At 72.0% G+C, this 26652-nt stretch carries 25 protein-coding genes; 17 read left to right on the top strand and 8 right to left on the bottom strand.

The annotated features are described in order from the left end of the window. Positions 1-188: 188 nt before the first annotated feature. The 3 genes from ABT170_RS17385 to ABT170_RS17375 all read left to right on the top strand — a co-directional run bounded on the left by ABT170_RS17385 (position 189) and on the right by ABT170_RS17375 (position 3462). On the top strand, positions 189-626 hold the full coding sequence (locus ABT170_RS17385) for a gamma-glutamylcyclotransferase family protein (protein WP_073718187.1): 438 nt from the start codon (positions 189-191) through the stop codon (positions 624-626). A 129-nt stretch (positions 627-755) separates the two neighbouring features. Next, positions 756-1580: a purine-nucleoside phosphorylase gene (locus ABT170_RS17380; RefSeq protein WP_329946396.1), complete on the top strand. Its 825-nt coding sequence runs from the start codon at positions 756-758 to the stop codon at positions 1578-1580. Positions 1581-1821: 241 nt separating this feature from the next. Then, entirely contained in the window at positions 1822-3462 is a 1641-nt protein-coding gene (locus ABT170_RS17375) for a phospho-sugar mutase (RefSeq protein ID WP_329946397.1), read from the top strand. A gap of 46 nt (positions 3463-3508) precedes the next feature. Here the strand turns inward: ABT170_RS17375 and ABT170_RS17370 are convergent, their stop codons facing one another. Then, positions 3509-4192, bottom strand: coding sequence for a PH domain-containing protein (locus tag ABT170_RS17370; protein ID WP_351868223.1), 684 nt, complete (start codon positions 4190-4192; stop codon positions 3509-3511). Between the two features lie 158 nt (positions 4193-4350). On the opposite strand from ABT170_RS17370, the gene deoC reads away from it, so the two are divergent. Genes deoC through ABT170_RS17355 form a run of 3 tightly spaced genes read left to right on the top strand, consistent with a single transcriptional unit; the run spans position 4351 to position 7647 of the window. Further along, the gene (gene deoC, locus ABT170_RS17365) at positions 4351-5298 is read left to right on the top strand and encodes a deoxyribose-phosphate aldolase (RefSeq protein ID WP_329946567.1); all 948 of its coding nucleotides are present in this window, start codon (positions 4351-4353) and stop codon (positions 5296-5298) included. A gap of 5 nt (positions 5299-5303) precedes the next feature. Then, a complete protein-coding gene (locus ABT170_RS17360) occupies positions 5304-6743 on the top strand; it encodes an aldehyde dehydrogenase family protein (protein ID WP_329946399.1) in 1440 nt (479 codons plus the stop codon). Beyond that, on the top strand, positions 6733-7647 hold the full coding sequence (locus ABT170_RS17355; RefSeq protein WP_329946400.1) for an aldehyde dehydrogenase family protein: 915 nt from the start codon (positions 6733-6735) through the stop codon (positions 7645-7647). Before ABT170_RS17360 ends, ABT170_RS17355 begins: the two co-directional genes overlap by 11 nt. Positions 7648-7761: 114 nt before the next feature. On the opposite strand, the gene ABT170_RS17350 is transcribed toward ABT170_RS17355, so the two are convergent. Beyond that, a complete protein-coding gene (locus tag ABT170_RS17350) occupies positions 7762-8208 on the bottom strand; it encodes a hypothetical protein (RefSeq protein ID WP_329946401.1) in 447 nt (148 codons plus the stop codon). A 64-nt stretch (positions 8209-8272) separates the two neighbouring features. Between ABT170_RS17350 and ABT170_RS17345 the strand changes: the two genes are divergently transcribed. Then, the gene (locus tag ABT170_RS17345) at positions 8273-8974 is read left to right on the top strand and encodes a uridine kinase family protein (RefSeq protein ID WP_351868217.1); all 702 of its coding nucleotides are present in this window, start codon (positions 8273-8275) and stop codon (positions 8972-8974) included. Between the two features lie 213 nt (positions 8975-9187). On the opposite strand, the gene ABT170_RS17340 is transcribed toward ABT170_RS17345, so the two are convergent. Further along, positions 9188-9988: a SigE family RNA polymerase sigma factor gene (locus tag ABT170_RS17340; protein WP_351868214.1), complete on the bottom strand. Its 801-nt coding sequence runs from the start codon at positions 9986-9988 to the stop codon at positions 9188-9190. 182 nt (positions 9989-10170) lie between these two features. Here ABT170_RS17340 and afsQ1 point away from each other — a divergent pair, with 182 nt between their 5' ends. From afsQ1 to ABT170_RS17315, 5 genes are all read left to right on the top strand, one after another. Further along, positions 10171-10848, top strand: coding sequence for a two-component system response regulator AfsQ1 (gene afsQ1, locus ABT170_RS17335; RefSeq protein WP_266927752.1), 678 nt, complete (start codon positions 10171-10173; stop codon positions 10846-10848). Then, positions 10845-12398, top strand: a complete 1554-nt coding sequence (locus tag ABT170_RS17330) for an ATP-binding protein (protein ID WP_329946404.1) — start codon at positions 10845-10847, stop codon at positions 12396-12398. The genes afsQ1 and ABT170_RS17330 overlap by 4 nt, the downstream gene beginning before the upstream one ends. Further along, positions 12395-13036, top strand: a complete 642-nt coding sequence (locus tag ABT170_RS17325) for a hypothetical protein (RefSeq protein WP_351868211.1) — start codon at positions 12395-12397, stop codon at positions 13034-13036. The genes ABT170_RS17330 and ABT170_RS17325 overlap by 4 nt, the downstream gene beginning before the upstream one ends. Before the next feature lie 233 nt (positions 13037-13269). Continuing rightward, on the top strand, positions 13270-13818 hold the full coding sequence (locus ABT170_RS17320; RefSeq protein WP_329946406.1) for a VanZ family protein: 549 nt from the start codon (positions 13270-13272) through the stop codon (positions 13816-13818). Positions 13819-13910: 92 nt separating this feature from the next. After that, positions 13911-14117 carry a PspC domain-containing protein gene (locus ABT170_RS17315; protein ID WP_329946407.1) on the top strand — a complete coding sequence of 69 codons (207 nt, stop codon included), beginning with the start codon at positions 13911-13913 and terminating at the stop codon, positions 14115-14117. A 95-nt stretch (positions 14118-14212) separates the two neighbouring features. Here ABT170_RS17315 and ABT170_RS17310 read toward each other — a convergent pair whose 3' ends face one another. Beyond that, positions 14213-14506: a hypothetical protein gene (locus ABT170_RS17310; protein WP_329946408.1), complete on the bottom strand. Its 294-nt coding sequence runs from the start codon at positions 14504-14506 to the stop codon at positions 14213-14215. A gap of 135 nt (positions 14507-14641) precedes the next feature. Beyond that, a complete protein-coding gene (locus ABT170_RS17305; protein WP_329946409.1) occupies positions 14642-15796 on the bottom strand; it encodes an adenosine deaminase in 1155 nt (384 codons plus the stop codon). 103 nt (positions 15797-15899) lie between these two features. Here ABT170_RS17305 and ABT170_RS17300 point away from each other — a divergent pair, with 103 nt between their 5' ends. Then, positions 15900-16658 carry a dienelactone hydrolase family protein gene (locus ABT170_RS17300; RefSeq protein ID WP_329946410.1) on the top strand — a complete coding sequence of 253 codons (759 nt, stop codon included), beginning with the start codon at positions 15900-15902 and terminating at the stop codon, positions 16656-16658. A gap of 98 nt (positions 16659-16756) precedes the next feature. On the opposite strand, the gene ABT170_RS17295 is transcribed toward ABT170_RS17300, so the two are convergent. Next, a complete protein-coding gene (locus ABT170_RS17295) occupies positions 16757-17710 on the bottom strand; it encodes a LysR family transcriptional regulator (protein ID WP_351868206.1) in 954 nt (317 codons plus the stop codon). 62 nt (positions 17711-17772) lie between these two features. Between ABT170_RS17295 and ABT170_RS17290 the strand changes: the two genes are divergently transcribed. The 3 genes from ABT170_RS17290 to ABT170_RS17280 all read left to right on the top strand — a co-directional run bounded on the left by ABT170_RS17290 (position 17773) and on the right by ABT170_RS17280 (position 21068). Then, positions 17773-19101 (top strand): MFS transporter, encoded by a 1329-nt coding sequence (locus tag ABT170_RS17290; protein ID WP_329946412.1) that lies wholly within the window; start codon positions 17773-17775, stop codon positions 19099-19101. 161 nt (positions 19102-19262) lie between these two features. Further along, positions 19263-19979 (top strand): L,D-transpeptidase family protein, encoded by a 717-nt coding sequence (locus ABT170_RS17285; protein WP_329946413.1) that lies wholly within the window; start codon positions 19263-19265, stop codon positions 19977-19979. A 93-nt stretch (positions 19980-20072) separates the two neighbouring features. Then, entirely contained in the window at positions 20073-21068 is a 996-nt protein-coding gene (locus ABT170_RS17280) for a sigma-70 family RNA polymerase sigma factor (RefSeq protein ID WP_351868202.1), read from the top strand. A gap of 49 nt (positions 21069-21117) precedes the next feature. Here ABT170_RS17280 and ABT170_RS17275 read toward each other — a convergent pair whose 3' ends face one another. Continuing rightward, a complete protein-coding gene (locus tag ABT170_RS17275) occupies positions 21118-21501 on the bottom strand; it encodes an STAS domain-containing protein (RefSeq protein ID WP_351868466.1) in 384 nt (127 codons plus the stop codon). 241 nt (positions 21502-21742) lie between these two features. Here ABT170_RS17275 and ABT170_RS17270 point away from each other — a divergent pair, with 241 nt between their 5' ends. Then, positions 21743-25078 (top strand): S8 family peptidase, encoded by a 3336-nt coding sequence (locus ABT170_RS17270; protein WP_329946415.1) that lies wholly within the window; start codon positions 21743-21745, stop codon positions 25076-25078. A 134-nt stretch (positions 25079-25212) separates the two neighbouring features. Here ABT170_RS17270 and ABT170_RS17265 read toward each other — a convergent pair whose 3' ends face one another. Then, on the bottom strand, positions 25213-26490 hold the full coding sequence (locus ABT170_RS17265; RefSeq protein WP_329946416.1) for a thymidine phosphorylase: 1278 nt from the start codon (positions 26488-26490) through the stop codon (positions 25213-25215). Between the last annotated feature and the right edge of the window lie 162 nt (positions 26491-26652).

The following is a 26652-nucleotide window of genomic DNA, read 5'->3' as shown; positions in this document are numbered from 1 at the left end:
GGGGGTCCGGGGGATCGCCCCGGGGGAATGCAGTACGTACTCCATTGTCCCGCACGCGCCAAAGTGCTTCGCCCCGGGGCCCTCCATACGTGGTGCGGGCGCCCGCGCGACGCGCGGAGAACTCCCCGACCGGGGGCTTCCTCGCCGGAATCGGCACTCCCGCGGCCACCTCCCGTACCCTCGACCTCATGTCGCTCTACGCCGCGTACGCCGGCAACCTCGACGCGCGGCTGATGACCCGCCGCGCCCCGCATTCGCCGCTGCGCGGTACCGGCTGGCTCAACGGCTGGCGGCTGACCTTCGGCGGGGAGCAGATGGGCTGGGAGGGGGCGCTGGCCACCGTGGTGGAGGCGCCGCGGTCCCAGGTGTTCGTGGCGCTGTACGACCTCGCGCCGATGGACGAGGACTCCATGGACCGCTGGGAGGGTGTCGGGCTCGACATCTACCGGCGGATGCGGGTGCGGGTGCACACCCTGGACGGCGAGGAGCCGGCCTGGATGTACGTACTGAACGGATACGAGGGCGGGCTGCCCTCGGCCCGGTATCTCGGCGAACTGGCGGACGCCGCGGAGTCCGCGGGCGCACCGCACGACTATGTGATGGAGCTGCGCAAGCGGCCCTGCTGACAGCCGGCGGGCCCACCTTCCGCCCGCTCCCCCTCGTTCACGCGTTCGTATGAAAGTACGACCATGACCGGCCAGACTCTTCGCATGGGCATCTACGCGCGTAGGGAATCACCGGTTACGCTCATCCGCGTGAACGCATCTGTTATTCCGGACAACATCCAGGGCGACCCCCACGCCGCCGCTGCCGGGGCCGCCGCCCGTCTGCGCGAGCTGACCGGCGCCGAGACCCACGACGTCGCCCTCGTGATGGGCTCGGGCTGGGCTCCCGCGGGCGACGCACTCGGCACTCCGGAAGCCGAGTTCCCGGTGACCGAGCTTCCCGGGTTCCCCGCACCCGCCGTCCAGGGCCACGGCGGCACGATCCGCTCGTACAAGATCGGCGCGAAGCGCGTCCTGGTCTTCCTCGGACGTACGCACTACTACGAGGGCCGCGGGGTCGCCGCCGTCGCGCACGGCGTGCGCACCGCCGTCGCCGCGGGCTGCGGAACCGTGGTCCTGACGAACGGCTGCGGCGGACTGCGCGAGGGCATGCGTCCCGGTCAGCCGGTGCTGATCAGCGACCACATCAACCTCACGGCGGCTTCCCCGATCGTCGGCGCCAACTTCGTCGATCTCACCGACCTCTACTCGCCGCGCCTGCGCGCGCTGTGCAAGGAGGTCGACGGGACGCTCGAAGAGGGCGTGTACGTGCAGTTCCCCGGCCCGCACTACGAGACCCCGGCCGAGATCAACATGGTCCGGGTCATGGGCGGCGACCTGGTCGGCATGTCGACCGTCCTCGAAGCGATCGCGGCCCGGGAGGCGGGAGCGGAGGTGCTGGGCATCTCGCTCGTCACGAACCTCGCCGCCGGACTGTCCGGGGAGCCGCTCAACCACGAAGAGGTGCTCCAGGCGGGACGGGACTCCGCGACCCGTATGGGTTCGCTGCTGGCCCGGGTGCTGGACCGCATCTGAGCCGGGGCGCGCGCCCGCCCCGGCGGCCCCGCCCCTTCCCGTGCCGTCCGTAGCCGTCCGTGCCCGCACGTACGACGCCGTACGTCTCCTTACGACACCGTACGAACTCCGTACGACTCCGTACGCCGAGTACGCCGTGTACGCGGTCGTACGCCGCGCACGCCCCGTATGCCCCGGCACTTCCGTGCCCCTCGCACCGCCGGCGCCGCCGGCGCCCCTCGCGTCCCGAAAGGTGGACCCCGTGCAGCACGACCTCATCGCGCAGGCCAGGACCTGGCTGGCCGAGGACCCGGACCCCGAGACCCGTGCCGAGCTCGGCGGGCTCATCGACGCGCAGGACCTGGACGAGCTCGCCGTGCGCTTCGCGGGCACGCTCCAGTTCGGCACGGCCGGGCTGCGCGGCGAGATCGGGGCCGGGCCGATGCGGATGAACCGGTCCGTCGTGATCCGGGCCGCCGCCGGTCTCGCCGCGTACCTCACGGCGCGGGGGCAGAAGGGCGGGCTCGTCGTCATCGGGTACGACGCCCGCTACAGGTCCGAGGACTTCGCCCGGGACACCGCGGCGGTGATGACCGGTGCCGGGCTGCGGGCCGCCGTACTCCCCCGGCCCCTGCCCACCCCGGTCCTGGCGTACGCCATACGGCATCTGGGCGCCGTGGCCGGTGTCGAGGTCACCGCCAGCCACAACCCGCCGCGCGACAACGGCTACAAGGTCTATCTCGGCGACGGCTCGCAGATCGTGCCCCCGGCCGACGGCGAGATCGCCGCCGCGATCGCCGCCGTCGGCCCGCTGGACGGCGTACCCCGTCCCGAGTCCGGCTGGGAGGTGCTCGGCGAGGAGGTGCTGGACGCCTATCTCGCCCGCACGGACGCGGTGCTCGGCGCGCGGACCCCGCGCACCGCCCGGGTCGTGTACACCGCGATGCACGGCGTCGGCACCTCCGTGCTGACGGCCGCGTTCGCCCGCGCCGGGTTCCCCGAACCGGTGCTGGTGGCCGAGCAGGCCGAGCCCGACCCCGCCTTCCCCACCGTCGCCTTCCCCAACCCGGAAGAGCCCGGCGCCATGGATCTCGCCTTCGCGACCGCGCGCCGGGCGGACCCCGATCTGGTCATCGCCAACGACCCGGACGCCGACCGCTGCGCCGTGGCCGTCCCGGACGCCGCCGCCGAGGGCGGCTGGCGGATGCTGCGCGGCGACGAGGTGGGCGCACTGCTCGCCGCCCATCTGGTGGACCGGGGCGCGACGGGGGTCTTCGCCGAGTCGATCGTGTCGTCCTCACTGCTCGGCCGGATCGCCGAGAAGGCGGGTCTCGGCCATGAGGAGACGCTGACCGGCTTCAAGTGGATCGCCCGCGTCGACGGCCTGCGGTACGGGTACGAGGAGGCGCTCGGCTACTGCGTGGACCCCGAAGGCGTCCGCGACAAGGACGGCATCACGGCCGCCCTGCTCGTCGCGGAACTGGCCTCCGTGCTCAAGGAACAGGGACGTACGCTCCTGGACCTGCTGGACGACCTCGCCCTCGCGCACGGGCTGCACGCCACCGATCAGCTGTCGGTGCGGGTCGAGGACCTGTCGGTCATCGCCGACGCCATGCGGCGCCTGCGCGAGGCGCCCCCGACCGCGCTGGCGGGCCTCGCGGTCCTCTCGGCCGAGGACCTCTCCCGGGGCACCGAGCGGCTGCCGCCCACCGACGGGCTGCGCTACCGGCTCCGGGGCGCCCGGGTGATCGTCCGTCCGAGCGGCACCGAGCCCAAGCTCAAGTGCTACCTGGAGGTCGTGGTGCCGGTCGGTTCGACGGCGGAACTGCCCGCCGCGCGGACGAAGGGCGCCGAACTCCTCGCGGGGATCAAGCGGGACCTGGCGGCGGCTGCGGGAATCTGACTCCGGGTGGCCGACGCCGGAGCCGCCGGCCTCCCCGCCGTCCCGCTCATCCCACGGCGAGCAGCACCACCAGGAGCACCGCGCCCGCCGCGGCGGGCGCGATCAGCTCGACGGCCCACCGCACGGACGGGGCCGTGACCGCGGTCGCGGCCGAAGCGGCGTCGCCGGTCCCGCTCCCGGTGGCCGCCGTGTCCCGTACCGCCCCGGCCCGCTCGGCCAGCTCCCGCAGGTCCAGCACGGCCCGGTCGGCCGCCGCGACGCGCGCCTGGGTGTCGCGTACGTCGGCGTGCACGGAGGTCCGGCCGTACGGGTCGTCGTGCGCCTGGCGCGAGGCCCTGCGGGCCGCCCGCTTGCGTTCGCGCAGCGAGACGGGCACCGCCCACAGCTGGTACTTGGTGCCGCCCTGGGTGAAGAGCTCGGTGGAGTACCCGGCCCGCACATCGGCGACCTCGCTCCAGGGCAGGGCGATCGTCCGGAACGGGTTGCGGATCCTGATGTCCCGGTCGGTCGCGAACACCGCGGGACGCAGCGTGAAGGCCACGATCAGCGGCGCCACCATGAGCAGCGCGGCGAGGGCCAGCCACGGCACCTGTCCCTCGCCCCGGAACATGGCGTCCCCGGCGAGCCAGGCGGCCAGCAGAAGCAGCAGCACACCGCAGACCAGCCCCGCGCCCGACCGGAAGGTCCGGGCGGCGTAGGTCGGCTCTGCGGGAGGTGTGGGGCTCGTCATGGGGCCGATTCTGCCTGACGGCCGCCGACGGTGACGGGGCGGCCGGGCCCGGCACCGCGCGCCGCCGGGCCGCGACACCCGGGAATTCCGCGGGACCGCCGGTCCACCGGGGCCCCTGTACAGGTCGCTACGCGCGTAGATATGCTCATCTGGTGACCATGCCCACCACTGCACCCGCATTCTCCGACGCGACCGCGTCCGACGCTGCGCTGCGCCGCTTCCTGTACGGGCTCCCCGGCGTCGACGCCGTCGGCCTCGAAGCGCGCGCCGCCTCCCTCGGGACCCGTTCGATCAAGACGACGGCCAAGGCGTACGCCATCGATCTCGCCATCTCGATGATCGACCTCACGACGCTGGAAGGCGCGGACACCCCGGGCAAGGTCCGGGCACTCGCCGCCAAGGCCGTCAACCCCGACCCCACCGACCGCACGACCCCGCGCACCGCGGCGGTCTGCGTCTACCCCGACATGGCGGCGACCGCCGTCGCCGCGCTGGCGGGATCCGGAGTGAAGGTGGCGTCCGTCGCGACGGCCTTCCCCGCCGGACGCGCCGCGCTGGACGTCAAGCTCGCGGACGTCCGCGACGCCGTGGCGGCCGGGGCCGACGAGATCGACATGGTGATCGACCGCGGGGCGTTCCTCTCCGGCCGGTTCCTCAAGGTGTACGAGGAGATCCTCGCCGTGAAGGCGGAGTGCGGCTCCGCGCGCCTGAAGGTGATCTTCGAGACCGGCGAGCTGTCCACGTACGACAACATCCGCCGCGCCTCCTGGCTCGGCATGCTGGCCGGCGCCGACTTCATCAAGACGTCGACCGGCAAGGTCGGGGTCAACGCCACCCCGGCGAACACCCTGCTCATGCTGGAGGCCGTGCGCGACTTCCGGGCGCAGACCGGCGTACAGATCGGCGTGAAGCCCGCCGGCGGCATCCGCACCTCCAAGGACGCGATCAAGTTCCTGGTGCTGGTGAACGAGACGGCGGGCGCGGACTGGCTGGACAACCACTGGTTCCGGTTCGGCGCCTCCAGCCTGCTCAACGACCTGCTGATGCAGCGCCAGAAGCTCAGCACCGGCCGTTACTCCGGCCCCGATTACGTGACGGTGGACTGATCCCCATGGCATCTGCATTCGAGTACGCACCGGCGCCGGAGTCCCGCTCCGTCGTCGACATCGCCCCGTCGTACGGCCTGTTCATCGACGGTGAGTTCACCGAGGCCGCCGACGGCAAGGTCTTCAAGACCGTCTCGCCGAGCAGCGAGGAGGTGCTCTCCGAGGTCGCGCAGGCGGGCGAGGCGGACGTCGACCGGGCCGTGAAGGCGGCCCGCAGGGCGTTCGAGAAGTGGTCGGCGCTGCCCGGCTCCGAGCGCGCCAAGTACCTGTTCCGGATCGCCCGGATCATCCAGGAGCGCAGCCGCGAGCTCGCCGTCCTGGAAACCCTCGACAACGGCAAGCCGATCCGGGAGACCCGCGACGCGGACCTCCCGCTGGTCGCCGCGCACTTCTTCTACTACGCGGGCTGGGCCGACAAGCTGGACCACGCGGGCTACGGGCCGAACCCGCGCCCGCTGGGCGTGGCCGGCCAGGTCATCCCGTGGAACTTCCCGCTCCTGATGCTCGCGTGGAAGATCGCCCCGGCGCTCGCCACCGGCAACACGGTGGTCCTCAAGCCCGCCGAGACGACGCCGCTCTCCGCGCTGTTCTTCGCGGACATCTGCCGCCAGGCGGGCCTGCCCAAGGGCGTCGTCAACATCCTCACGGGATACGGCGACACGGGTGCCGCGCTCGTCGGGCACCCGGACGTCGACAAGGTCGCCTTCACCGGCTCGACCGCCGTCGGCAAGGCCATCGCCCGCCAGATCGCGGGCACGGACAAGCGGGCCACCCTGGAACTGGGCGGCAAGGGCGCCAACATCGTCTTCGACGACGCGCCGGTCGACCAGGCGGTCGAGGGCATCGTCACCGGCATCTTCTTCAACCAGGGCCAGGTCTGCTGCGCGGGCTCCCGCCTCCTGGTCCAGGAATCGGTGCACGACGAGGTGCTGGACTCCCTGAAGCGCCGGCTGTCCACGCTCCGGCTCGGCGACCCGCTGGACAAGAACACCGACATCGGCGCGATCAACTCCGCGGAGCAGCTCTCCCGGATCACCGCGCTCGTCGGGACGGGCGAGGCGGAGGGCGCCGAGCGCTGGACCGCCCCCTGCGAACTCCCCTCGGCCGGCTACTGGTTCCCGCCGACGCTGTTCACCGGCGTCTCCCAGGCGCACACGGTCGCCCGTGACGAGATCTTCGGCCCGGTGCTCTCCGTCCTGACGTTCCGCACCCCGGACGAGGCGGTCGCCAAGGCCAACAACAGTCAGTACGGCCTCTCGGCCGGCATCTGGACGGAGAAGGGCTCCCGCATCCTCGCGGTGGCGGGCAAGCTCCGTGCGGGCGTCGTCTGGGCCAACACGTTCAACAAGTTCGACCCGACGTCGCCCTTCGGCGGCTACAAGGAGTCGGGCTTCGGCCGCGAGGGCGGCCGCCACGGCCTGGAGGCATACCTCGATGTCCGATAACCGTCTGAGCGTCTTCAAGACCTACAAGCTGTACGTCGGGGGCAAGTTCCCCCGCTCCGAGAGCGGCCGGGTGTACGAGGTGACGGACTCCAAGGGCAACTGGCTGGCGAACGCCCCCCGGTCCTCCCGCAAGGACGCCCGCGACGCGGTCGTGGCCGCCCGCAAGGCGTTCGGCGGCTGGTCGGGCGCGACCGCGTACAACCGCGGCCAGATCCTCTACCGCGTCGCCGAGATGCTGGAGGGCCGCCGGGACCAGTTCGTCCGCGAAGTGGCGGACGCGGAGGGCCTGTCGAAGTCCAAGGCGGCGGCCGTCGTGGACGCGGCGGTCGACCGCTGGGTCTGGTACGCGGGCTGGACCGACAAGATCGGCCAGGTCGTGGGCGGGGCGAACCCGGTGGCGGGCCCCTTCTTCAACCTCTCCACCCCCGAGCCGACCGGTGTGGTCGCGGTCCTCGCCCCGCAGAAGTCCTCGTTCCTGGGCCTGGTCTCGGTGATCGCGCCGGTGATCGCCACCGGCAACACCGCGGTCGTCCTCGCCTCGGCCGGATCGCCGCTGCCCGCGCTGTCCCTGGGCGAGGTGCTGGCCACCTCGGACCTGCCGGGCGGTGTGGTGAACATCCTGTCCGGGGACACCGCCGAGCTCGCGGCCCCGCTCGCCTCCCACCAGGACGTCAACGCCATCGACCTGACGGGGGCGGACACGGCGCTGGCGAAGGAGCTGGAGATCGCCGCCGCGGACAACCTGAAGCGGGTTCTGCGCCCGCGCCCGGTGGACGCGGAGGGCGAGGGCGGCTCCACCGACTGGACGGCGGACCCCGGGACGGACCGGCTGACGGCCTTCCTGGAGACCAAGACGGTCTGGCACCCCACGGGCGCCCTGGGAGCCTCCGGCTCCTCGTACTGACCCGGCCGAGTGCCGGAGTACTGACCGGGCCGGGGTGCCGTGTACCGCCCCGCAGCACCCCGCAGCGCAGCGCAGGGCCGCCCCTCCACGCGAGGGGCGGCCCTGCGCCGTGCGTCAGCCCGCGGCGGGCCCGGTGGTGCCCGGCAGTGCGCTGGTGACCAGCCCGGTGACCTGCCCCACCAGGGGGAGGTCGTTCAGCGCGCCGCCACTGGTCAGCGGATCGGTGAGGACGGCCGTGGTCACCGGCTGGAAGTCGGCGATCTGGGTGCCCACCGCGTTGTCCAGCGGATCCACCCCGGTCCCGGCCAGCGGGTCGAGCTGCATGTCCGTGACGGGCATGAGGGCGCCGGCGAGCGAGTACCCGAGCGCCCCGGTCAGCGCGGGCCCGGCGGCGTCGGTGAGCGCGCCGATCGTGCTGTCGGCCTCGCTGGCCGGCGCGGTGTGCGACGGTGCCGCCTGCGCCGCCGCGGCTCCGCCACCGAGGGCGGCGCCCAGCGCGGTGATGGTCAGACCGGCGCGCAGCAGAACGCGACGTGCGGGCCGGCGTGCATGAAGTCCCATGATTTTCCCACCTGATCGAGTCTGGATGTGTAATCGTGCGTGCGCGCAGAGTAGTTGAGGTGTGATGCTCGATACCAACAAGACCTCCGAGGGATCCCCTGCGCGGGTCAATGCCTCACACTTCTGTTCTGTGAGTTCCCAACCGATCCCGACCCGCGTCGTTCTGCTCGCGGGCCCCTCAGGCTCCGGGAAGTCGTCCCTCGCCGCCCGCACCGGTCTGCCGGTGCTGCGCCTGGACGACTTCTACAAGGAGGGCGACGACCCCTCGCTGCCCCAGGTCCCGGGCAGCGGGGACATCGACTGGGACTCCGCGCAGTCCTGGGACGCGGACGCGGCGGTGCGGGCCATCGAGGAGCTGTGCCGCACGGGCCGTACGGAGGTGCCGGTGTACGACATCTCCATCAGCGCCCGTACGGACCGGGAGGCGTTCCACATCGAGCGTTCACCGCTGTTCGTGGCCGAGGGCATCTTCGCGGCGGACATAGTCGAGCGCTGCCGGGAACTGGGGCTGCTGGCCGACGCGCTGTGCCTGCGCGGCCGTCCGTCGACGACGTTCCGGCGGCGGCTGCTGCGGGACCTGCGCGAGGGGCGCAAGTCGGTGCCGTTCCTGCTGCGGCGCGGGTGGCGTCTGATGCGGGCCGAGCGGCGGATCGTTGCCCGTCAGACGGCGCTGGGCGCGTACCCCTGCGGCAAGGACGAGGCGCTGGGCCGCCTGGCCGCCGCGGCGGCGGGCCGCTGCCGTCGCGGGGCGTCCGCGGGACACTGAGCGACGGGCGCGGGCGCGCTCGCACCCGTCGGCGCTCCCGCGCCCGTGGGCGTACGCGAACGGGGCCGGACAGGACCCCCCGGCCCGTCCGACCCCGCTGCGTTCCCCGTACCGCCGCCTCCCCCGAAGCGCCGGCCTGTTCCCCGTATCCCCGTTCCCCCGTATCCCCGTACCGCCGCCTCCCCCGAGGCGACGACCCGTTCCCCCGTTGCCTCAGGCCACCAGCTCGCCGAAGGACTCCTCCTCGTCACGGCCGAAGCTGAGGACCTCGTCCTCGCGCAGCCGGCGGAGCGACCGCCAGATGCTCGACTTCACCGTGCCGACACTGATGTCGAGGATCGACGCGATCTCCGGATCGGTCCGCCCCTCGTAGTACCGCAGGACCAGCATCGTGCGCTGGAGTTCCGGCAGCCGGGCGAGCGCCTGCCAGAGCACTGCCCGCAGTTCCGTACCGCGCATCGCGTCCGTGTCGCCCACCGTCTCCGGCAGCTCCTCGGTCGGATACTCGTTGAGCTTGCGCCTGCGCCAGGCGCTGATGTGCAGATTGGTCATGGTGCGGCGGAGATATCCGCCGACCGCCGCCTTGTCACTGATCCTGTCCCACGCCCGGTACGTCGAGAAGAGGGCGCTCTGCAGCAGATCCTCGGCCTCGAACCGGTCGCCGGTCAGGTGATAGGCGGTTGCGTACAGGGAGGCGCGGCGCTCCTGGACGTAGGCCGTGAACGCCGCTTCGGCGTCCCCGGTCCCCGTCGAGGCCTTCCGCTCCCCTGTGGCCTCCCCGTACGCGGCTCCCCCGTGATTTCCCCCGTTGGCCCCCGTGGGCGCGTCAACGACCGTCATGAACGACGGATGCTGACGCCCGGCGCCCCGAACGCATCCCCGCGCTCCCCCGAGCTCGCGGCTCCGTTCGGCCAGGGAGGTACCCCCTGCCGCACCGGACTTCTCCGGGCTCCTGCCGACGTCGTGGAGACGCGTGACAACTGCGCTTGAGCTGGTGCTGTGCAGTGCGTTCATCTCGCGCCCCCTGTTCGGTGGAGTCCGTTCGTTCCATGTGCCAACGAGCTTGCCCGGCCAGTTTCATCACGCTGTCCCCCGACTGTCACAGGCCTGTCACAGGGCCCTCTTCTCCCGTGACGTAACGATGGGAGCACTCCAACTGTCGAACTGAGGCACCACCATGAGTCAGAATGACCTCCGTGCCTTTCCTGTTGCTGATCGAGGACGACGACGCCATCCGCACGGCCCTCGAACTCTCGCTGTCACGCCAGGGCCACCGTGTGGCCACCGCGGCGACGGGAGAGGACGGCCTGAACCTGCTGCGCGAGCAGCGGCCGGACCTGGTTGTGCTGGATGTGATGCTGCCCGGGATCGACGGTTTCGAGGTGTGCCGGCGGATCCGCCGGACCGACCAACTGCCGATCATTCTGCTGACCGCGCGCAGCGACGACATCGACGTCGTGGTGGGACTGGAGTCCGGCGCGGACGACTATGTGGTGAAACCCGTGCAGGGCCGGGTGCTGGACGCCCGGATCCGCGCGGTGCTGCGCCGCGGCGAGCGCGAGTCCATCGACTCGGCGACCTTCGGGAACGTGGTCATCGACCGTTCCGCGATGACGGTCACCAAGGGCGGTGAGGATCTTCAGCTGACACCGACGGAGCTGCGGCTCCTGCTGGAGCTGAGCCGCCGGCCGGGCCAGGCGCTGTCCCGGCAGCAGTTGCTGCGGCTGGTGTGGGAGCACGACTATCTCGGTGACTCCCGGCTCGTGGACGCCTGTGTGCAGCGGCTGCGCGCGAAGGTGGAGGACGTCCCGTCCTCGCCGACGCTGATCCGTACGGTGCGGGGAGTGGGCTACCGGCTGGACTCGCCTCAGTGAGCGAATCCGCCGCACGGTCGATTCGCGCGGGTCTTCGCTGGACCAGTCTGCGACTGCGTCTGGTCATCGTGTTCGCGCTGGTCGCGCTGACCGCCGCGGTGTCCGCCTCGGGAATCGCGTACTGGCTGAACCGCGAGGCGGTGCTCACCCGCACCCAGGACACGGCGCTCGGGGACTTCCGGCGGCAGATGCAGGGCACGGCGGCCACGCTGCCCCTGCGGCCCACCAAGGACGATCTGCAGAGCGCCGCCGCGCGGATGGCGAGCAGCAGCCCGGGGTACAGCGTGCTGCTCGTGGACGAGCGCGACAGCGGCAAGCCGATCGTCGGGTACTCGGACCTGGACACGTTCACCCGGGTCAATGTGCCGGACTCGCTCCAGAAGCAGGTGAGCCGGAAGCAGCCGCTGACGTCGAGCAACAAGTTTGAGTACCACCTGTTCTGGCAGCGCACGAGCATCGCGGGCAAGCCGTATCTGGTGGCCGGTACGAAGATCATCGGCGGTGGCCCCACGGGGTACATGCTGAAGTCGCTCGACCAGGAGCGGGCGGACCTGAACTCGCTGGCCTGGTCGCTGGGGATAGCCACCGGCCTGGCACTGGTCGGCTCGGCGCTGCTCGCGCAGGCGGCGGCGACGACCGTGCTGCGGCCCGTCCAGCGGCTCGGCGACGCCGCGCGCAAGCTCGGCGAGGGCAAGCTCGACACCCGGCTCGTGGTCTCCGGCACGGACGAACTCGCCGATCTGTCGCGTACGTTCAACAGGACCGCGCACTCGCTGGAGAAGAAGGTCGCGGACATGACGGCGCGGGAGGAGTCGAGCCGCCGGTTCGTCGCCGACATGTCGCACGAGCTGCGGACCCCGCTGACCGCGATCACCGCGGTGGCCGAGGTGCTGGAGGACGAGGCCGACAGCCTCGACCCGATGATCGCGCCCGCCGTGCATCTGGTGGTGAGCGAGACCCGGCGGCTGAACGACCTGGTGGAGAACCTGATGGAGGTCACCCGCTTCGACGCGGGTACGGCCCGCCTCGTGCTGGACACGGTCGATGTCGCCGACCAGGTCACCGCCTGCATCGACGCCCGTGCCTGGCTGGACGCGGTGGACCTGGACGCGGAGCGCGGGATGATGGTGCGGCTCGATCCGCGCCGGCTCGATGTGATCCTGGCGAATCTGATCGGCAACGCGCTCAAGCACGGCGGTTCGCCGGTACGGGTGTCGGTGCGGACCGAGGGCGAGGAGCTGGTCATCGAGGTGCGCGACCACGGCCCCGGCATTCCCGAGGACGTCCTGCCGCATGTCTTCGACCGCTTCTACAAGGCGAGCGCCTCACGGCCGCGTTCCGAGGGCAGCGGCCTGGGGCTGTCCATCGCCATGGAGAACGCCCATGTCCACGGCGGTGACATCACGGCCGCGAACTCCCCGGACGGCGACGGCGCCGTGTTCGTACTGAGGCTGCCGCGCGACGCGGAGAAGCTCACCGGGCCCGCCGGTCCGGCCGGGCCCGGAACACCGGGGCCGGACGGCCGCGACGAGGAGAGTGGGCCGACGTGACACACGCCGACCGTGCGCCAGGCGCACCCCGCACCGGCCGCCCTCGGCGGGCCGCTTCGGCGCTGGCCGCCGCCCTGGCCTGCGCGGCGCTGGCGGCCGGCTGCGGGATCCGGAGCACCTCGGTGCCGGTGGACGCGGGGGCGGCGCCGTCCCGGGTGCCGTGCCGGCTGTCCTCCGGGGGCGCCTCCACGGAGGCGCTGGACGGCATCCGGGCCGATGTCTATCTGGTGTGTGCCTCGCAGCTGGTGACGGTCGAGCGCACGGTACCCGTCCCGGACACGGGCTCCGACCGGCTGCTGGTCGCACGGGTCCTGCTGGACGAGGTGCGGTCGCCGCCGGCCGCGGACGAGCGGCGGGCCGGGTTCACCACGGCGGTGCCCTCGGACCTGCGGGTCACCGGGGGCCGCGCGGGCGACCCCGCGGGCACACTGCGGCTGAACATCCAGCCCGAGGACCTGTCGGCGGAGGCGCTGGCGCAGCTGGTGTGCACGTACGCGGAGAACAAGGTGCTCGTCTCCGCCGGCACCGTCGTCCTCGGCGGACCCGGGAACTACGCGCCGCGGGGCTATCTGTGCACCGCCGAGACGAAGGCACGGCCGAGGGACGTGCCGACGCTCGGCGCGGTCGAACTGCGCTGAGCGGCCGGCCCCGGGCCGCGGGGCCGGCCAGCCGCACAGGGCGGCACGGCACCGCGCGGGACGTCACGGCGTCGCACGGGGCGGCACGGCGTCGCACAGGGCGGGCACGGCGCCGCGCGGGGCGGCACGGCGTCCTCGGCCCCGTGCCGGGGCACAGAGGGCCCCCCGCGCGCCCCGCGACCTTCCTGCGACTGCGCGGAACCGATCCTGCCGGTCGTGACGTCTTGGTGGGCGTGCGTCAAGGTTCGGGCGGCCAGACCGTCATCCGCTTCCGCGCGACCGGGGTCCTTTTCCTCTTCGCGCATCTGCTGCTCGTCGGGTGGCTGACCCTGCGCCCGCTGGACGTTCCCTGGATGACCGCCGCGAATTTCGAGCCGCTCGCCGGTATCAAGGCGGATCTGGCGCTCGGCCCGGTCGAGGCGGCACGCCGCATCGGTGAGGGGCTGCTCCTGCTGGCGCCGCTGGGTGTGCTGCTGCCGATGGCCGGGGGGCGGCTCTTCGTCTCCCCGTGGGCCTCACTGCTGCGCACGGTGGCGGCCGGTGCCCTCATCTCGCTCGCCATCGAACTCGCGCAGACGGCGGTGCCCGGTCAGGTCGTGGACATCGACTCGCTGCTGCTGAACACGGCCGGAGTGGGGCTGGCCCATCTGCTCGTCGTCCCGGTCTGCCGGGCGCGGCTGCGCCGCCGCGAGCAGCCGGGGGTGCGCAACGCCCCCCGACTCAGGGACGAGGCTCCTGGGGGTTCGACCCCGACGATTACCAGGGTCGGCATCGCACCGTAGAGCGATGCTCCGCACCCCTTCGGCGAGCCACTATGGATGCATCGGGAGCACACACGATGCTCCCTCCGCAACGGTTCGCGAAGGAGCCCACCATGGCCGCACTTGTCCGCCCCCGCGAAGGACGCATGATCGGTGGAGTGTGCGCGGCGCTGGCACGGCGCTTCGGCATGTCCGCCGGGACGATGCGCATCATCTTCCTCGCCTCGTGCCTGCTCCCCGGCCCGCAGTTCCTGCTGTACCTGGCGCTCTGGGTGCTGCTGCCGTCGGAGAAGTCCGCCACCTCCGCGACGGCCTGGTGATCCGGGCACCACGGGGAGAACGCACGGTGGGGCACGCACCCGGTCCGGGTGTGTGCCCCACTGGCCGTTGCGGTGATGTTCCGCGGCGGTGCTGATCAGCCGCCGAGCGGGATTCCGTTCGCCGACAGGCCCTTGGTGGGCAGGCCGCCGAGCAGGCCGGTGACGGGCGCGACCGCGTCGGTGGCCTCGCCGCCGAGCACCTTGCCCGCGGTCTCCTGGACCGGGAGGGACTTGGCGACGGTGTCCAGCGCGCTGGTGGAGACGGGGAGCGCACCGGCCACCGCGTCGACCGGCAGAGCGGTGACGGCGGAGGCACTGCCGGCGGCGGCAGCGGCGAAAGCGGCACCGAGAGCGGCGACGCCGAGGGTCCTGGCAGCAGACTTCTTCATGGCGAATTCATCCTTGGGGGAAGGGAATGTGAGCGGCTCTGCAACGTAGCCAGCTCATTACCTCCACCGCAAACATGGCGACACGCGGAAAACGGCCGGGATACCGGGCTCCCGACCGTTTCCCTTTTGGTTCGCTCAGCCCCCGAAGGATGAAGAACCGCTGGTCGCAGCGGTCTGACGGAACAGCCATTCGGACTTCAGTTCCGCGTATCCGGGCTTGACGACGTCGTTGATCATCGCCAGACGTTCATCGAAAGGAATGAACGCTGATTTCATCGCATTGACTGTGAACCACTGCATGTCATCGAGCGTGTATCCGAAGGTCTCGGTCAGCCGCTCGAATTCCTGGCTCATGCTCGTCCCGCTCATCAGCCGGTTGTCCGTGTTCACCGTGGCGCGGAAATGCAGCTTCCGCAGCAGCCCGATGGGGTGCGTGGCGTAGGAGTCGGCGGCGCCGGTCTGGAGGTTGGAGGTCGGGCAGAGCTCCAGCGGGATGCGCTTGTCGCGTACGTAGGAGGCGAGGCGGCCGAGGGTCACGGTGCCGTCCTCGGCGACCTCGATGTCGTCGATGATGCGAACGCCGTGGCCGAGGCGGTCGGCGCCGCACCACTGGAGCGCCTGCCAGATCGACGGCAGGCCGAACGCCTCACCCGCGTGGATGGTGAAGTGGTTGTTCTCGCGCTTGAGGTACTCGAACGCGTCGAGGTGCCGGGTGGGCGGGTAGCCCGCCTCGGCACCCGCGATGTCGAAGCCGGCGACGCCCAGATCGCGGTAGCGGTTGGCGAGTTCGGCGATCTCCAGGGCGCGGGCGGCGTGCCGCATCGCGGTGAGGAGCGCGCCGACGCGGATGCGGTGGCCGCCCGCGCGGGCCCGGCGCTCCCCCTCGCGGAAGCCCTCGTTGACCGCTTCGACGACCTCTTCGAGGGTGAGGCCGCCGGTCAGGTGCTGCTCGGGGGCGTAGCGCACCTCGGCGTACACGACGCCGTCCTCGGCCAGGTCCTCCGCGCACTCCGCGGCCACCCGGAACAGCGCGTCGCGGGTCTGCATGACGGCGCAGGTGTGGGCGAAGGTCTCCAGATAGCGCTCCAGCGAACCGGAGTCGGCCGCCTCGCGGAACCAGATGCCGAGCTTGTCGGGCTCGGTCTCGGGGAGGCTGTCGTAGCCCTGCTCGCGCGCCAGGTCCACGATCGTGCCGGGGCGCAGGCCACCGTCGAGATGGTCGTGGAGTAGCACCTTGGGGGCGCGGCGGATCTGGTCGGGGTCGGGGACGTTCAGGGTCTGGCTCGTCATTTTGGCACTCTAGCGCCTACGCGCGTAGAGCGCTGGTCGCCGATGCGTAACAGTGACCGCGAAGTCGGGTGGCGTACACCTCTCCTTCTGACACTGTTCTGTCATGGCACAGCGCGCACTTCCCCTGCCTGCTGCGAGGCTGGGACGGGCCGTCAACACGGCCGGAGCACCACCTGAGGTCAGCGGCGTGGTTCTGCTGCTCCCGGACGGCGAGGCGGATTCGCGCCGCCGTCCTTCCCCCTTCTCGTACGCGGCACAGCTGCCGTTCGCCCGGACCCTGGCCCGTGCGGGCCGGGGCGACGGTCTCGCGGTGCACGTGCTGCGCTACCGGGCGCGCGGCTGGAACGGCGACGCGGCCCCGGCCGCCGACGCCGGGTGGGCCGCCGACGAGGCCGTACGGCGCTACGGGGACGTCCCCGTCTGTCTCGTCGGCCACGGCATGGGCGGCCGGGCCGCGCTCCGGGCGGGCGGGCACGACGCCGTCAACTCCGTACTGGCGATGGCCCCCTGGCTGCCGGAGCAGGCCACCGACGAGCTGGAGCCGGTGAAACAGCTGGTGGGGCGGCGGGTGCTGATCGTGCACGGCACGAACGACGCGCACACCGACCCGGAGCTGTCCTACCGGCTGGCCGAGCGGGCCAAGAAGGCCAACCGGGACACCTGCCGCTTCGAGGTCCACTCCGACGGGCACGCGCTGCGCCAGCACCGGTCCGAGGTGGAGGCGCTGGCCGCCGACTTCGTCCGGGGGTCGCTGTTCGCCCGGTCCTACGCCCGGCCGGTGGCCGACGCGCTGGCGGCGCCGCCGCCGCTGGGGCTGCGGATGCCGCTGGCGGCCGGATTCGGGAAGTCGCTGCGGGCGTGAGGCCGGTGAGTCCCGTGCGGATCACGGCACACGCGGTGCCGTGATCGGCCGGATCACGGGCGCGCCGGACCGCGAGCGGCCGGAACGCGGCGCGCCGGTCAGTCCGGCAGCAGGTGGCCCCGGCGGGAGAGCAGGAAGCGCTTGAAGGCGGCGACGGGCGGGGTGTCCGGGTGGCCGTCCAGCCACGCGACGCCGATCTCCCGGGCGGCGCGCGGCGCCGTGACCGTCAGCTCGACCACCCCGGGCCTGGCCACGGCGGGCGGCGGCAGCAGGGCCACCCCGAGCCCGGCCGCGACCAGCCCGCGCAGTGTCTCGGCCTCCTCGCCCTCGAAGGCGATGCGCGGGGTGAAGCCCGCCTCCGCGCAGAGGTCGTCGGTGATCCGCCGCAGACCGTAACCGGGTTCCAGGGTGACGAAGGCCTCGTCGGCGGCCTCCGCGAGACGGACGCGGCGGCGCCCGGCGAGACGGTGGTCGTCGGGGACCACCAGGCGCAGCCGCTGTTCGTCGAGGCGGCGGGCGACCAGGTCCGGGGCGTCGGGGACGGGCGAGGTGAGACAGAGGTCCAGGCCGCCCGCGCGCAGGCGCTCGATCATCGCCTCGCCGTAGTTCTGGACGAGCTGGAAGCGGACCCCGGGGTGGTCGACCCGGAAGGCGCGGATCAGGGCGGGCACGGTCTCGGAGCCCATGGTGTGCAGAAAGCCGAAGGAGACCCGGCCCGCGGTCGGGTCGGCGTCCGCCCGTACGGAGTCGGCGGCCTTCTCCACCTCGGCCAGTGCCCGTTCCGCCGAGCCGAGGAAGGTGCGGCCCGCCGGGGTGAGCGAGACGGTGCGGCCGTTGCGGGCGAACAGGGCGACACCGAGGTCCTGTTCCAGCCGGACCATGGCCCGCGACAGGGTCGACTGCGGGACCCCCAGCTCGTGCGCGGCGCGGGTGACGTGCTCGTGCCGGGCCACCGCCTCGAAGTACGCGAGCCTCGGCGCGAGGACGGCGCGGATGTCTTCTTCGTAACTACTCGGTGACAGCCGAGGCCGTGAACTGCGTTCATGCACCATGGGAACGATTATGACGAGTTCGTGCATTGGACGCATGAAACGCGGCGTCCTACTTTCGACGTATGCCTCCTGCCAGTACCGGGGCATCCACCCTCGCCGTGGATGCCGCAGCCCCGTCGTCGCCCGCCGCCTCGTCGCCCGCCCCCGCCGCCTCGTCCGGCACCGCCGCCGAGGCCCCGTCGCGGCTCGAACCCGGCCGTCCCGGCTACCGCCGGATGAGCTTCGCGCTCTTCGCCGCCGGGGTCGCGACCTTCGCACTCCTCTACTCCACCCAGGCCCTGCTGCCCGCCGTCTCCGCCTCCTTCGGCGCCACGGCGGGGCAGGCGAGCTGGACGGTCTCCGCGGCGACCGGGGCACTGGCGCTGTGCGTGCTGCCGCTGAGCGCGCTCTCCGAGCGGTTCGGGCGGCGGCAGATGATGACCGCCTCGCTGGCGGTCGCCGTACTGGTGGGGCTGCTCGTACCGTTCGCCCCCTCGCTCGGCTGGCTGATCGCGCTGCGCGCCGTGCAGGGCGCCGCGCTCGCCGGGCTGCCGGCCTCCGCGATGGCGTACCTGGCCGAGGAGGTACGGCCCAAGGCGCTGGTCGCCGCGATCGGACTGTTCGTGGCGGGCAACAGCATCGGCGGCATGAGCGGGCGCATCCTCACCGGCTGGGTGGCCCAGCTGTGGGGCTGGCGGGCCGCGCTCGGCGCCGTCGGGCTGCTCGCCGCGCTCTGCGCGGTGGTCTTCCACTTCATGATCCCCAAGGCCCGGAACTTCACGCCGGGTTCGCTCGACCCGAGGGCCCTGGCGAGGACCGTCGGCGGGCACCTCGCCGACCCGCTGCTGCGCCGGCTGTACGCGATCGGCGCCCTGTTCATGACGGTGTTCGGCGCGGTCTACACGGTGATCGGCTACCGGCTGGTCGAGGCGCCGTTCAGCCTGCCGCAGGGCATCGTCGGCTCGATCTTCCTGGTCTACCTGGTCGGTACGGTCTCCTCCGCCGCGGCCGGGCAGCTCGTCGCCCGGCTCGGCCGCCGCGGGGCGCTCTATCTGGCCGTCTCCACCACGGCGGCGGGACTGCTGCTCTCGCTGGCGGACCGGCTCGCCGCCGTCCTGCTGGGCCTGGTGCTGATCACGGCCGGGTTCTTCGCCGGGCACGCGGTCGCCTCGTCCTCCGTGAGCCGTACGGCGACCACCGGCCGCGCCCAGGCGTCGGCGCTCTACCAGTCCGCGTACTACCTGGGCTCCAGCGCGGGCGGCACGCTCGGCGCGGTCGCCTTCCACGCCGGGGGCTGGGCGGGGACGGTGGCACTGGGGCTGCTCGCGGTCCTCGGCGTCGTATCGATCACGCTGTACGGGACCCGGGCCGCGCGGGCCGAACGGCGCGCGCTGGTCCCGGCGACCCGCTGAACAGCGCTCAGGCCCCGGCGACCGGCTGAACCGGGGCACGGCGATGCGGCCGGATCCGAACCGCAACGCAACCGAGACGTCACCCCGAGCAACCGTCCGCTCCCCTTCACGCGTCTAGCAGACGAGACCAACGCACTGCTCGTGAAGGGGAGTTGGCGTACATGGGAGTGACGCAGAGGATACGCACCGTACGGCTGCGGCGCGGAGTCGCGCTGTCCGTCGCCGGTCTGGTGGCGGCACCCGCGCTGGTCCTGGGCACCGGGTCCGCGGCCCAGGCGGCGTCCTGCACGAAGTCCACCGGGCCGTACCAGAAGAAGGTGGAGAAGTTCCTCGGGCGGCCCGCCGACGGCAAACAGTCCACGGCCGACTGCAAGGCGATCCGGAAGTTCCAGAAGGCCCACGGGATCACGCCCGCCATCGGGTACGCGGGGCCGCTCACCTGGCGCACGATGAACACGATGCTCGCCCAGAAGGCCGCCGGGAAGAACCCGAACAAGGCCAAGAAGTGCCCCACCGACAAGGGCCGCGTCGCGTGCGTGGACCTGACCCGGCAGCTGAGCTGGATCCAGGACGGCAAGAAGCTGAAGTTCGGTCCCGTGCCGGTGCGGACGGGACGCGACGGCGCGGAGACGCGTACCGGCGCGAGCAAGGTCTACTGGCGCGACATCAAGCACTGGTCGACGATCTACAAGGTCTGGATGCCGTACTCCCAGTTCTTCGACGGCGGCCAGGCGTTCCACTCCGTCACCAAGTCCATGTACAACCCTCCGGGGTCGGGCGGCTGCGTCAACATGCGGCCCGCGGACGCGAAGGCGTACTGGAAGATGCTGAAGAAGGGCGACGACGTCTTCGTGTACGGACGCAAGCCCGGTACGTGAGGGCTTTGGCGCTTCCCACCCCCGTTGTCAGTGGCCTGCGGTAGCTTCCGGAGTGCTGAACGATAGGTGTCACAGCGCAACTGGGGTGGAGCGATGAGCGATCTGACGACGACGGCCGCGGCGAGTGTCGACAGCCGTCTGGAAGGACACCGGGTCGAGCTGACCGGCTACTGCTACCGGATGCTCGGCTCGGCCTTCGAGGCCGAGGACGCGGTCCAGGACACGCTGGTGCGCGCCTGGCGCAACTTCGACAAGTTCGAGGGCCGTTCCTCGTTGCGCTCCTGGCTCTACCGGATCGCGACGAACGTCTGTCTGGACATGCTGAACGCGGGCAACAAGCGGGCCAGGCCGGTGGATCTGACCGGCCCGACCCCGCTGGCGCAGGCGGCGCTCAACCCGCTGCCGGAGAACACCTGGCTGGAGCCGATGCCCGACGGCCGGATCCTGCCCTCGGTGGCCGACCCGGCGGAGGCCGCCGTGGCCAAGGAGTCGGTGCGCCTGGCGTTCGTCGCCGCGCTCCAGCATCTGCCGCCCAAGCAGCGGGCCGTGCTGATCCTGCGCGAGGTCCTCGCCTGGAAGGCGAGCGAGGTCGCCGAGCTGCTCGACACCTCCGTCGCCTCGGTCAACAGCGCCCTCCAGCGGGCACGGGCCACGCTCACGGACACGGACCACCGCGCCCCCGACACCGCGAATCCGCTCGACGCGGAACAGCAAAAGCTCCTGGAGCGCTATGTATCGGCCTTCGAGGGCTACGACATGACGGCCCTGACCGCACTGCTCCACGAGGACGCGGTGATGACGATGCCGCCGTTCGACCTGTGGCTGAAGGGGCACGACGACATCACGGGCTTCATGCTCTCCTACGGCGCGAGCTGCGCGGGCTCCCGTCTGGTGGCGACCGAGGCCAACGGAACACCGGCGTTCGCCCACTACAAGCCGAATCCCGAGGGATCCGGCTTCGTGCCGTGGGCGTTGCAGATCATCGACATCACGGACGGGGCGATCTCCGGGATGCACTGCTTCCTGGACACGCCTCGCTGGTTCCCGCTGTTCGGACTGCCCGACCACCTCGCGGCCGACGCCGCGTGAGCAGGCGCCCCGGCCGCGGCCGGGGCGCCGCTCCCACGGCCCGCGCCGCTCACGGGACCCGTTCCCCGGGGATCTCCGGCGGCTCGGGGGCCTCCAGCGCCACCACATCCGCCAGCCCCACCAGGTCCAGCAGCGACCGGAGTTCGGGCGGCACCCGGCGAAGGCGCAGTCGCCCGCCGCCCTCCCGGCGCGCGACCAGCGCCAGCCGGGCCACCGCCTCGACCAGGGCCAGGTCCGGTCCGACGACATCGCCCACGTCGCAGTCCACCACCCCGGCCGGTTCGAGGGAGGCGGCCCGTGGGCTCCGCAGCAGCGCCTCCAGCTCCGCACAGAGCCCCGGCACGGCGGACCGGGTGACGCGGCCCGCGACGACGAGAACGTTCGGGTTCATGGCATCCACACCAGGCAGACCCCTTCGGCGGCCGAAACTCATCTGCACCCGGTGAAAGTCCCGCCCGAGCCCGCCGTCCCGGCCGTCCGTCCCCGCGCACGCGTCCGGCCATTCACCCGCGTGTTTCCGTCAACTCCGGACCCGGACACCGCTTGCGTGAACCTGTCCGCCGCATTTTCCCTCTTGGTGGATGAACCAGCGGGCACCGGCAGTTCACCGGCTCCCGCGGACCGACGGTTCCCAGGAACCGCCTCATTCTCCAGGGGGAGAGTTGCGCAGACACGTGAATCGCGCGTGTGTTTCGACCATCGCCGCGGCGGCAGCCGTGGCACTCGCGGCGGGGATGGCCACACCCGCCGCGGCACAGCCGGACCGGGCCCGGCAGACCGGCGCCGGCACGGGCACCACGGCCCGGGCGGCACACCATCTGACGCTCATCACCGGCGACCGGGTCGCGGTCGACGCCAAGGGCCGCGTCGTGGGCTTCGAGCCCGCGAAGGGCCGCGCCGGGATACCGGTGCAGAAGCGGATACGCGACGGGCACACGCTCGTCATACCGGCCGACGCCCACCGGCTGATCACCTCCGGCAAGCTGGACCGGCGGCTCTTCGACATCACGGAGCTGAACCGCCCGGAGAACCGCCGTGCCCAGAAGCAGGGCCTGCGGCTGATCGTCGGCTACCGGGGCGCGCACGCGGCCGCCGCGAAGGCCGAGGTGCGGGACGCCGGTGCCACCCGGGTCGGCCGGAGCCTGACCTCGCTGAACGCCGAGTCGCTGCTCACGCCGAAGCGCGACGCCAAGGACATCTGGCAGGCACTCACCAGCAAGCAGTCCCACAGCCCCCAGCGCACCACGGCGGCGGGCATCGACCGGGTCTGGCTGGACGGGGTGCGCCGGGCGAGCCTGGACCGGAGCGTCGGCCAGATCGGCGCACCGGCCGCCTGGAAGGCCGGGTACACCGGCAAGGGCGTGAAGATCGCGGTCCTGGACACGGGTGTGGACGCCACGCACCCCGACCTCAAGGATCAGATCCTCGCGTCGAAGAACTTCACGGCCTCGCCCGACACCAAGGACCGCGTCGGGCACGGCACGCATGTCTCCTCGATCGCGGCCGGTACGGGCGCCAGGTCGGCCGGAAAGTTCAAGGGTGTCGCCCCGGACGCCAAGCTGCTCGAGGGCAAGGTCCTCGACGACGACGGCTTCGGCGACGACTCCGGCATCCTGGCCGGCATGGAGTGGGCGGTCGCGCAGGGCGCCGACATCGTCAACCTGAGCCTGGGCGGCAGCGACACCCCCGAGATCGACCCGCTCGAAGCGGCGGTCGACAAGCTGTCCGCCGACAAGGGCGTCCTGTTCGCCATCGCGGCGGGCAACGAGGGCGACGGGGCCGGCACGGTGGGTTCGCCGGGCAGCGCGGACGCCGCGCTGACCGTCGGTGCCGTCGACGACAAGGACGTACTGGCGGACTTCTCCAGCCGCGGTCCGCGCATCGGTGACGGCGCCATCAAGCCCGATGTGACCGCCCCCGGGGTGGACATCACGGCCGCCGCCGCCCCCGGTTCGGCCATCGACCAGGAGGTCGGCCAGAACCCGCCCGGGTATCTGAGCATTTCCGGTACGTCGATGGCGACCCCGCATGTCGCGGGCGCCGCGGCACTCCTCAAGCAGCAGCACCCCGACTGGAAGTACAGCGAGCTGAAGGGCGCGCTGACGGCCTCCACCAAGCCGGGCGCGTACAACCCGTTCCAGCAGGGTTCGGGGCGGATCGCGGTCGACAGGGCGCTCGGCCAGAGCATCGTGGCCGACCCGGTCTCGGTGAGCTTCGGCGTGCAGCAGTGGCCGCACACCGACGACACCCCGGCCACGAAGAAGGTGACGTACCGCAACCTCGGTACGAGCGATGTCACCCTCGATCTGACGGTGACGGGCACCGGCCCCCAGGGCAAGCCCGCCCCGGCCGGATTCTTCACCCTCGGCGCCGACAAGGTCACCGTCCCGGCGGGCGGCAGCGCCGATGTGGCGCTGAGCACCGACACCCGGCTCGGCGGCACGGCGGACGGCACGTACTCCGCGTATGTCGTGGGCACCGGCGGCGGGCAGACCGTCCGCACCGCGGCCGCCGTCGAGCGCGAGGCCGAGTCGTACGACGTGACGCTGAAGGCCCTCGGCCGCGACGGAAAGGCACCCGCCTTCGCGGAGGCCGGTCTGGACGCGCTCGGCGGCGCGCTGTCGCTCGCTCCGGTGTTCAGCGACGGCGTGGTCAAGGTGCGGGTGCCCAAGGGCACCTACACGCTGAACGCCAACCTCTATGCGAGCGAGGACCCCGCGGCGGGCGTCGACTGGATCTCCCAGCCGAAGCTGACCGTCGGCAAGGACACCACGGTCACCCTGGACGCCCGCACGGCGAAGCCGGTCTCCTTCACGCTGCCGGAGAAGGGCACCAAGTCCCGCGGCCTGCTGACCGAGTACACGGTCTCCACCAGGAACAGCGAGGCGAGCTACGGCTGGATCCTGGAGGACACGAAGGGCTTCGGCACCGCCCACCTCGGCCCGAGGATCACCGACGGCTCGCTCTCCCAGAGCTGGACGGGCAGCTGGGACAAGGGCGCGTCGAGCGAGTACAACCTCGCGCTCGGCGGACCGGTGCAGCAGGTCGCGACGGGCTACAGCCGTAAGTTCACGGCCAAACAGTTCGCCACGCTGAAGGTGTCCATGGGCGTCGGTGCGGTCACCCGTAAGACGGGCCAGATCTACGCCTGGGCCGCGCTGCCCGACAGCGATCAGTTCTTCGGCACGGCGACCGAGCAGAAGCTGCCCGGTACGCGCACGGTCAAGGTCTCCACCCTCGACAAGGCCCGCTGGAGCTTCGACTTCGCGCAGGCCGGCGGGCACAGCCCGGAGGGCTTCCCGCTGACGGAGGCGTACTACACGATCGGCGACCAGGCCGCGTACAAGGGCGGCAAGAGCTACACGAAGACCGTCAACACCGGGGTCTTCGGGCCGCTGGTGTCCAAGGAGTCCGGCATCTTCCGCAGCGGCAACGAGATCACCGCCGCCCTGCCCGTCCTGGCCGACGGCAAGGGCAACTACGGTTCCCCGGACCTCACCTCGGTGAAGACGGTGCTCCACCGCAACGGCAAGAAGATCGCCCAGAACGAGGACCCGCTGACGGGCGACGAGTTCTTCAAGGTCCCCTCGGCCGCCGCCGACTACAAGCTGACGACCTCGGTCCGGCACAGCGCGAAGATCGGCGCGCTGTCCACCCGGGTCGACGCGAGCTGGTCCTTCCGCTCCAAGAAGACCGCGGACGCCCAGCTCCCCGCGTCCACGGTCCGCTTCACCCCCGCCCTGGGCACGGACGGCCGGGCGAAGGCGGGCAAGGCCGTCTCGGTACCGGTGGAGGTGCAGGGCGCAGCCGCGGGCAAGAACCTCAAGTCGCTGACGGTGTACGTGAGTTACAACGACGGCAAGACCTGGAAGAAGGTCACCGTCAAGAAGAACAAGATCTCCGTGAAGAACCCGGCGAAGGGGAAGGCCATCTCCTTCAAGGCCAATGTCACGGACAAGAAGGGCAACAAGTCGTCGGTGACGATCCACAGCGCGTACCTGGGCAAGTGACCGGGGACGGCAGACGCTGAGGCCCGGCGAGGGCCGACGCTCCGTACGACAGCGGCCCGCCGCACGGATCTCGAAGATCCGTGCGGCGGGCCGCGCGTATTGCCCCCCGGTCTCCCGGTCCGCCGGTCCCCGGGTTACGCGATGCGCTCGCGCACCACGGGCAGCGGGGCGAAGTCCGTACCGGCCGGGGCGATGTCGTACGCCCCGGGCAGGGCCTTCAGCGCGTAGCCGAACTTCTCCGGGGTGTCCGTGTGCAGGGTCAGCAGCGGCTGCCCCTCGGTGACGGCGTCCCCGGGCCGGGCGTGCAGCTCGACGCCCGCGCCCGCCTGCACCGGGTCCTCCTTGCGGGCGCGGCCCGCGCCCAGGCGCCAGGCGGCGACACCGATGTCGTACGCGTCCAGGCGGGTCAGTACGCCGGTGGCGGGCGCGGTCACCACGTGCTGCTCACGGGCGACGGGGAGCGCGGCGTCCGGGTCACCGCCCTGGGCGGAGATCATGCGGCGCCACACGTCCATCGCGGAACCGTCGGCCAGGGCCTTCTCCGGGTCTGCGTCCTTGAGCCCGGCGGCGTCCAGCATCTCGCGGGCGAGCGCCAGGGTGAGGTCGACGACGTCCCTGGGGCCGCCGCCGGCCAGCACCTCCACCGACTCCCGTACCTCCAGGGCGTTGCCCGCGGTGAGTCCGAGCGGGGTGGCCATGTCGGTGAGCAGGGCTACCGTCCGTACGCCGCTGTCGGTGCCGAGCGCGACCATGGTGGAGGCCAGTTCGCGGGCGTCCTCGATGGTCTTCATGAAGGCGCCGGAGCCGACCTTGACGTCCAGCACGAGGGCGCCGGTGCCCTCGGCGATCTTCTTGGACATGATCGAGCTGGCGATCAGCGGGATGGCCTCGACGGTTCCGGTGACATCGCGCAGCGCGTAGAGCTTCTTGTCGGCGGGGGCGAGCCCGTCACCGGCGGCGCAGATGACCGCGCCGGTGGTGTCCAGCACGTGGCGCATCTCCTCGTTGGAGAGATGGGCGCGCCAGCCGGGGATGGACTCCAGCTTGTCGAGGGTGCCGCCGGTGTGGCCGAGGCCGCGCCCGCTGAGCTGTGGCACGGCGGCGCCGCAGGCGGCGACCAGCGGGGCGAGCGGCAGCGTGATCTTGTCGCCGACACCGCCGGTGGAGTGCTTGTCGGTGGTGGGCCGGGAGAGTTCGGAGAAGCTCATCCGCTCGCCGGAGGCGATCATCGCGGCGGTCCAGCGGGCGATCTCGGTGCGGTTCATGCCGTTCAGCAGGATCGCCATGGCCAGCGCGGACATCTGCTCGTCGGCGACCTGGCCGTGGGTGTACGCGTCGATGACCCAGTCGATCTGCTCGGGGGTCAGTTCGCCGCGGTCCCGCTTGGTGCGGATGACGGAGATGGCGTCCATGTTCTGGAGTCCTTCCGGCCGTGTCGTTCGTACGTGAGGGTCGCGTACATGAGGGTTTGCGTACGGGGGGGGTGGCGGGCGGGCCCCCCGGGGGGGGGGGGGGGCGGCGGCGCACGATCAGAAGGGCGCGGCCGCCTGGGGGGTGGGGGGGGAAGCGCGAGG

This window comes from Streptomyces sp. NPDC001787, from assembly GCF_040297465.1.
Lineage (GTDB): Bacteria > Actinomycetota > Actinomycetes > Streptomycetales > Streptomycetaceae > Streptomyces.
Note: the sequence above shows the minus strand (reverse complement) of the source record. Positions and strands in the feature narration are given on the sequence as shown.

Excerpts from the sequence above, each read along its gene's own strand:
- ABT170_RS17305 (WP_329946409.1), bottom strand. The coding sequence starts at position 15,796 with ATGACGAGCCAGACCCTGAACGTCCCCGACCCCGACCAGATCCGCCGC.
- ABT170_RS17345 (WP_351868217.1), top strand. The coding sequence starts at position 8,273 with ATGCTCGATACCAACAAGACCTCCGAGGGATCCCCTGCGCGGGTCAAT.
- ABT170_RS17290 (WP_329946412.1), top strand. The coding sequence starts at position 17,773 with ATGCCTCCTGCCAGTACCGGGGCATCCACCCTCGCCGTGGATGCCGCA.
- ABT170_RS17315 (WP_329946407.1), top strand. The coding sequence starts at position 13,911 with ATGGCCGCACTTGTCCGCCCCCGCGAAGGACGCATGATCGGTGGAGTG.
- ABT170_RS17385 (WP_073718187.1), top strand. The coding sequence starts at position 189 with ATGTCGCTCTACGCCGCGTACGCCGGCAACCTCGACGCGCGGCTGATG.
- ABT170_RS17370 (WP_351868223.1), bottom strand. The coding sequence starts at position 4,192 with ATGACGAGCCCCACACCTCCCGCAGAGCCGACCTACGCCGCCCGGACC.
- ABT170_RS17295 (WP_351868206.1), bottom strand. The coding sequence starts at position 17,710 with ATGGTGCATGAACGCAGTTCACGGCCTCGGCTGTCACCGAGTAGTTAC.
- ABT170_RS17350 (WP_329946401.1), bottom strand. The coding sequence starts at position 8,208 with ATGGGACTTCATGCACGCCGGCCCGCACGTCGCGTTCTGCTGCGCGCC.
- ABT170_RS17280 (WP_351868202.1), top strand. The coding sequence starts at position 20,073 with ATGAGCGATCTGACGACGACGGCCGCGGCGAGTGTCGACAGCCGTCTG.
- ABT170_RS17360 (WP_329946399.1), top strand. The coding sequence starts at position 5,304 with ATGGCATCTGCATTCGAGTACGCACCGGCGCCGGAGTCCCGCTCCGTC.
- deoC (WP_329946567.1), top strand. The coding sequence starts at position 4,351 with ATGCCCACCACTGCACCCGCATTCTCCGACGCGACCGCGTCCGACGCT.
- ABT170_RS17265 (WP_329946416.1), bottom strand. The coding sequence starts at position 26,490 with ATGGACGCCATCTCCGTCATCCGCACCAAGCGGGACCGCGGCGAACTG.
- ABT170_RS17355 (WP_329946400.1), top strand. The coding sequence starts at position 6,733 with ATGTCCGATAACCGTCTGAGCGTCTTCAAGACCTACAAGCTGTACGTC.
- ABT170_RS17285 (WP_329946413.1), top strand. The coding sequence starts at position 19,263 with ATGGGAGTGACGCAGAGGATACGCACCGTACGGCTGCGGCGCGGAGTC.
- ABT170_RS17300 (WP_329946410.1), top strand. The coding sequence starts at position 15,900 with ATGGCACAGCGCGCACTTCCCCTGCCTGCTGCGAGGCTGGGACGGGCC.
- ABT170_RS17340 (WP_351868214.1), bottom strand. The coding sequence starts at position 9,988 with ATGAACGCACTGCACAGCACCAGCTCAAGCGCAGTTGTCACGCGTCTC.
- ABT170_RS17275 (WP_351868466.1), bottom strand. The coding sequence starts at position 21,501 with ATGAGTTTCGGCCGCCGAAGGGGTCTGCCTGGTGTGGATGCCATGAAC.
- ABT170_RS17310 (WP_329946408.1), bottom strand. The coding sequence starts at position 14,506 with ATGAAGAAGTCTGCTGCCAGGACCCTCGGCGTCGCCGCTCTCGGTGCC.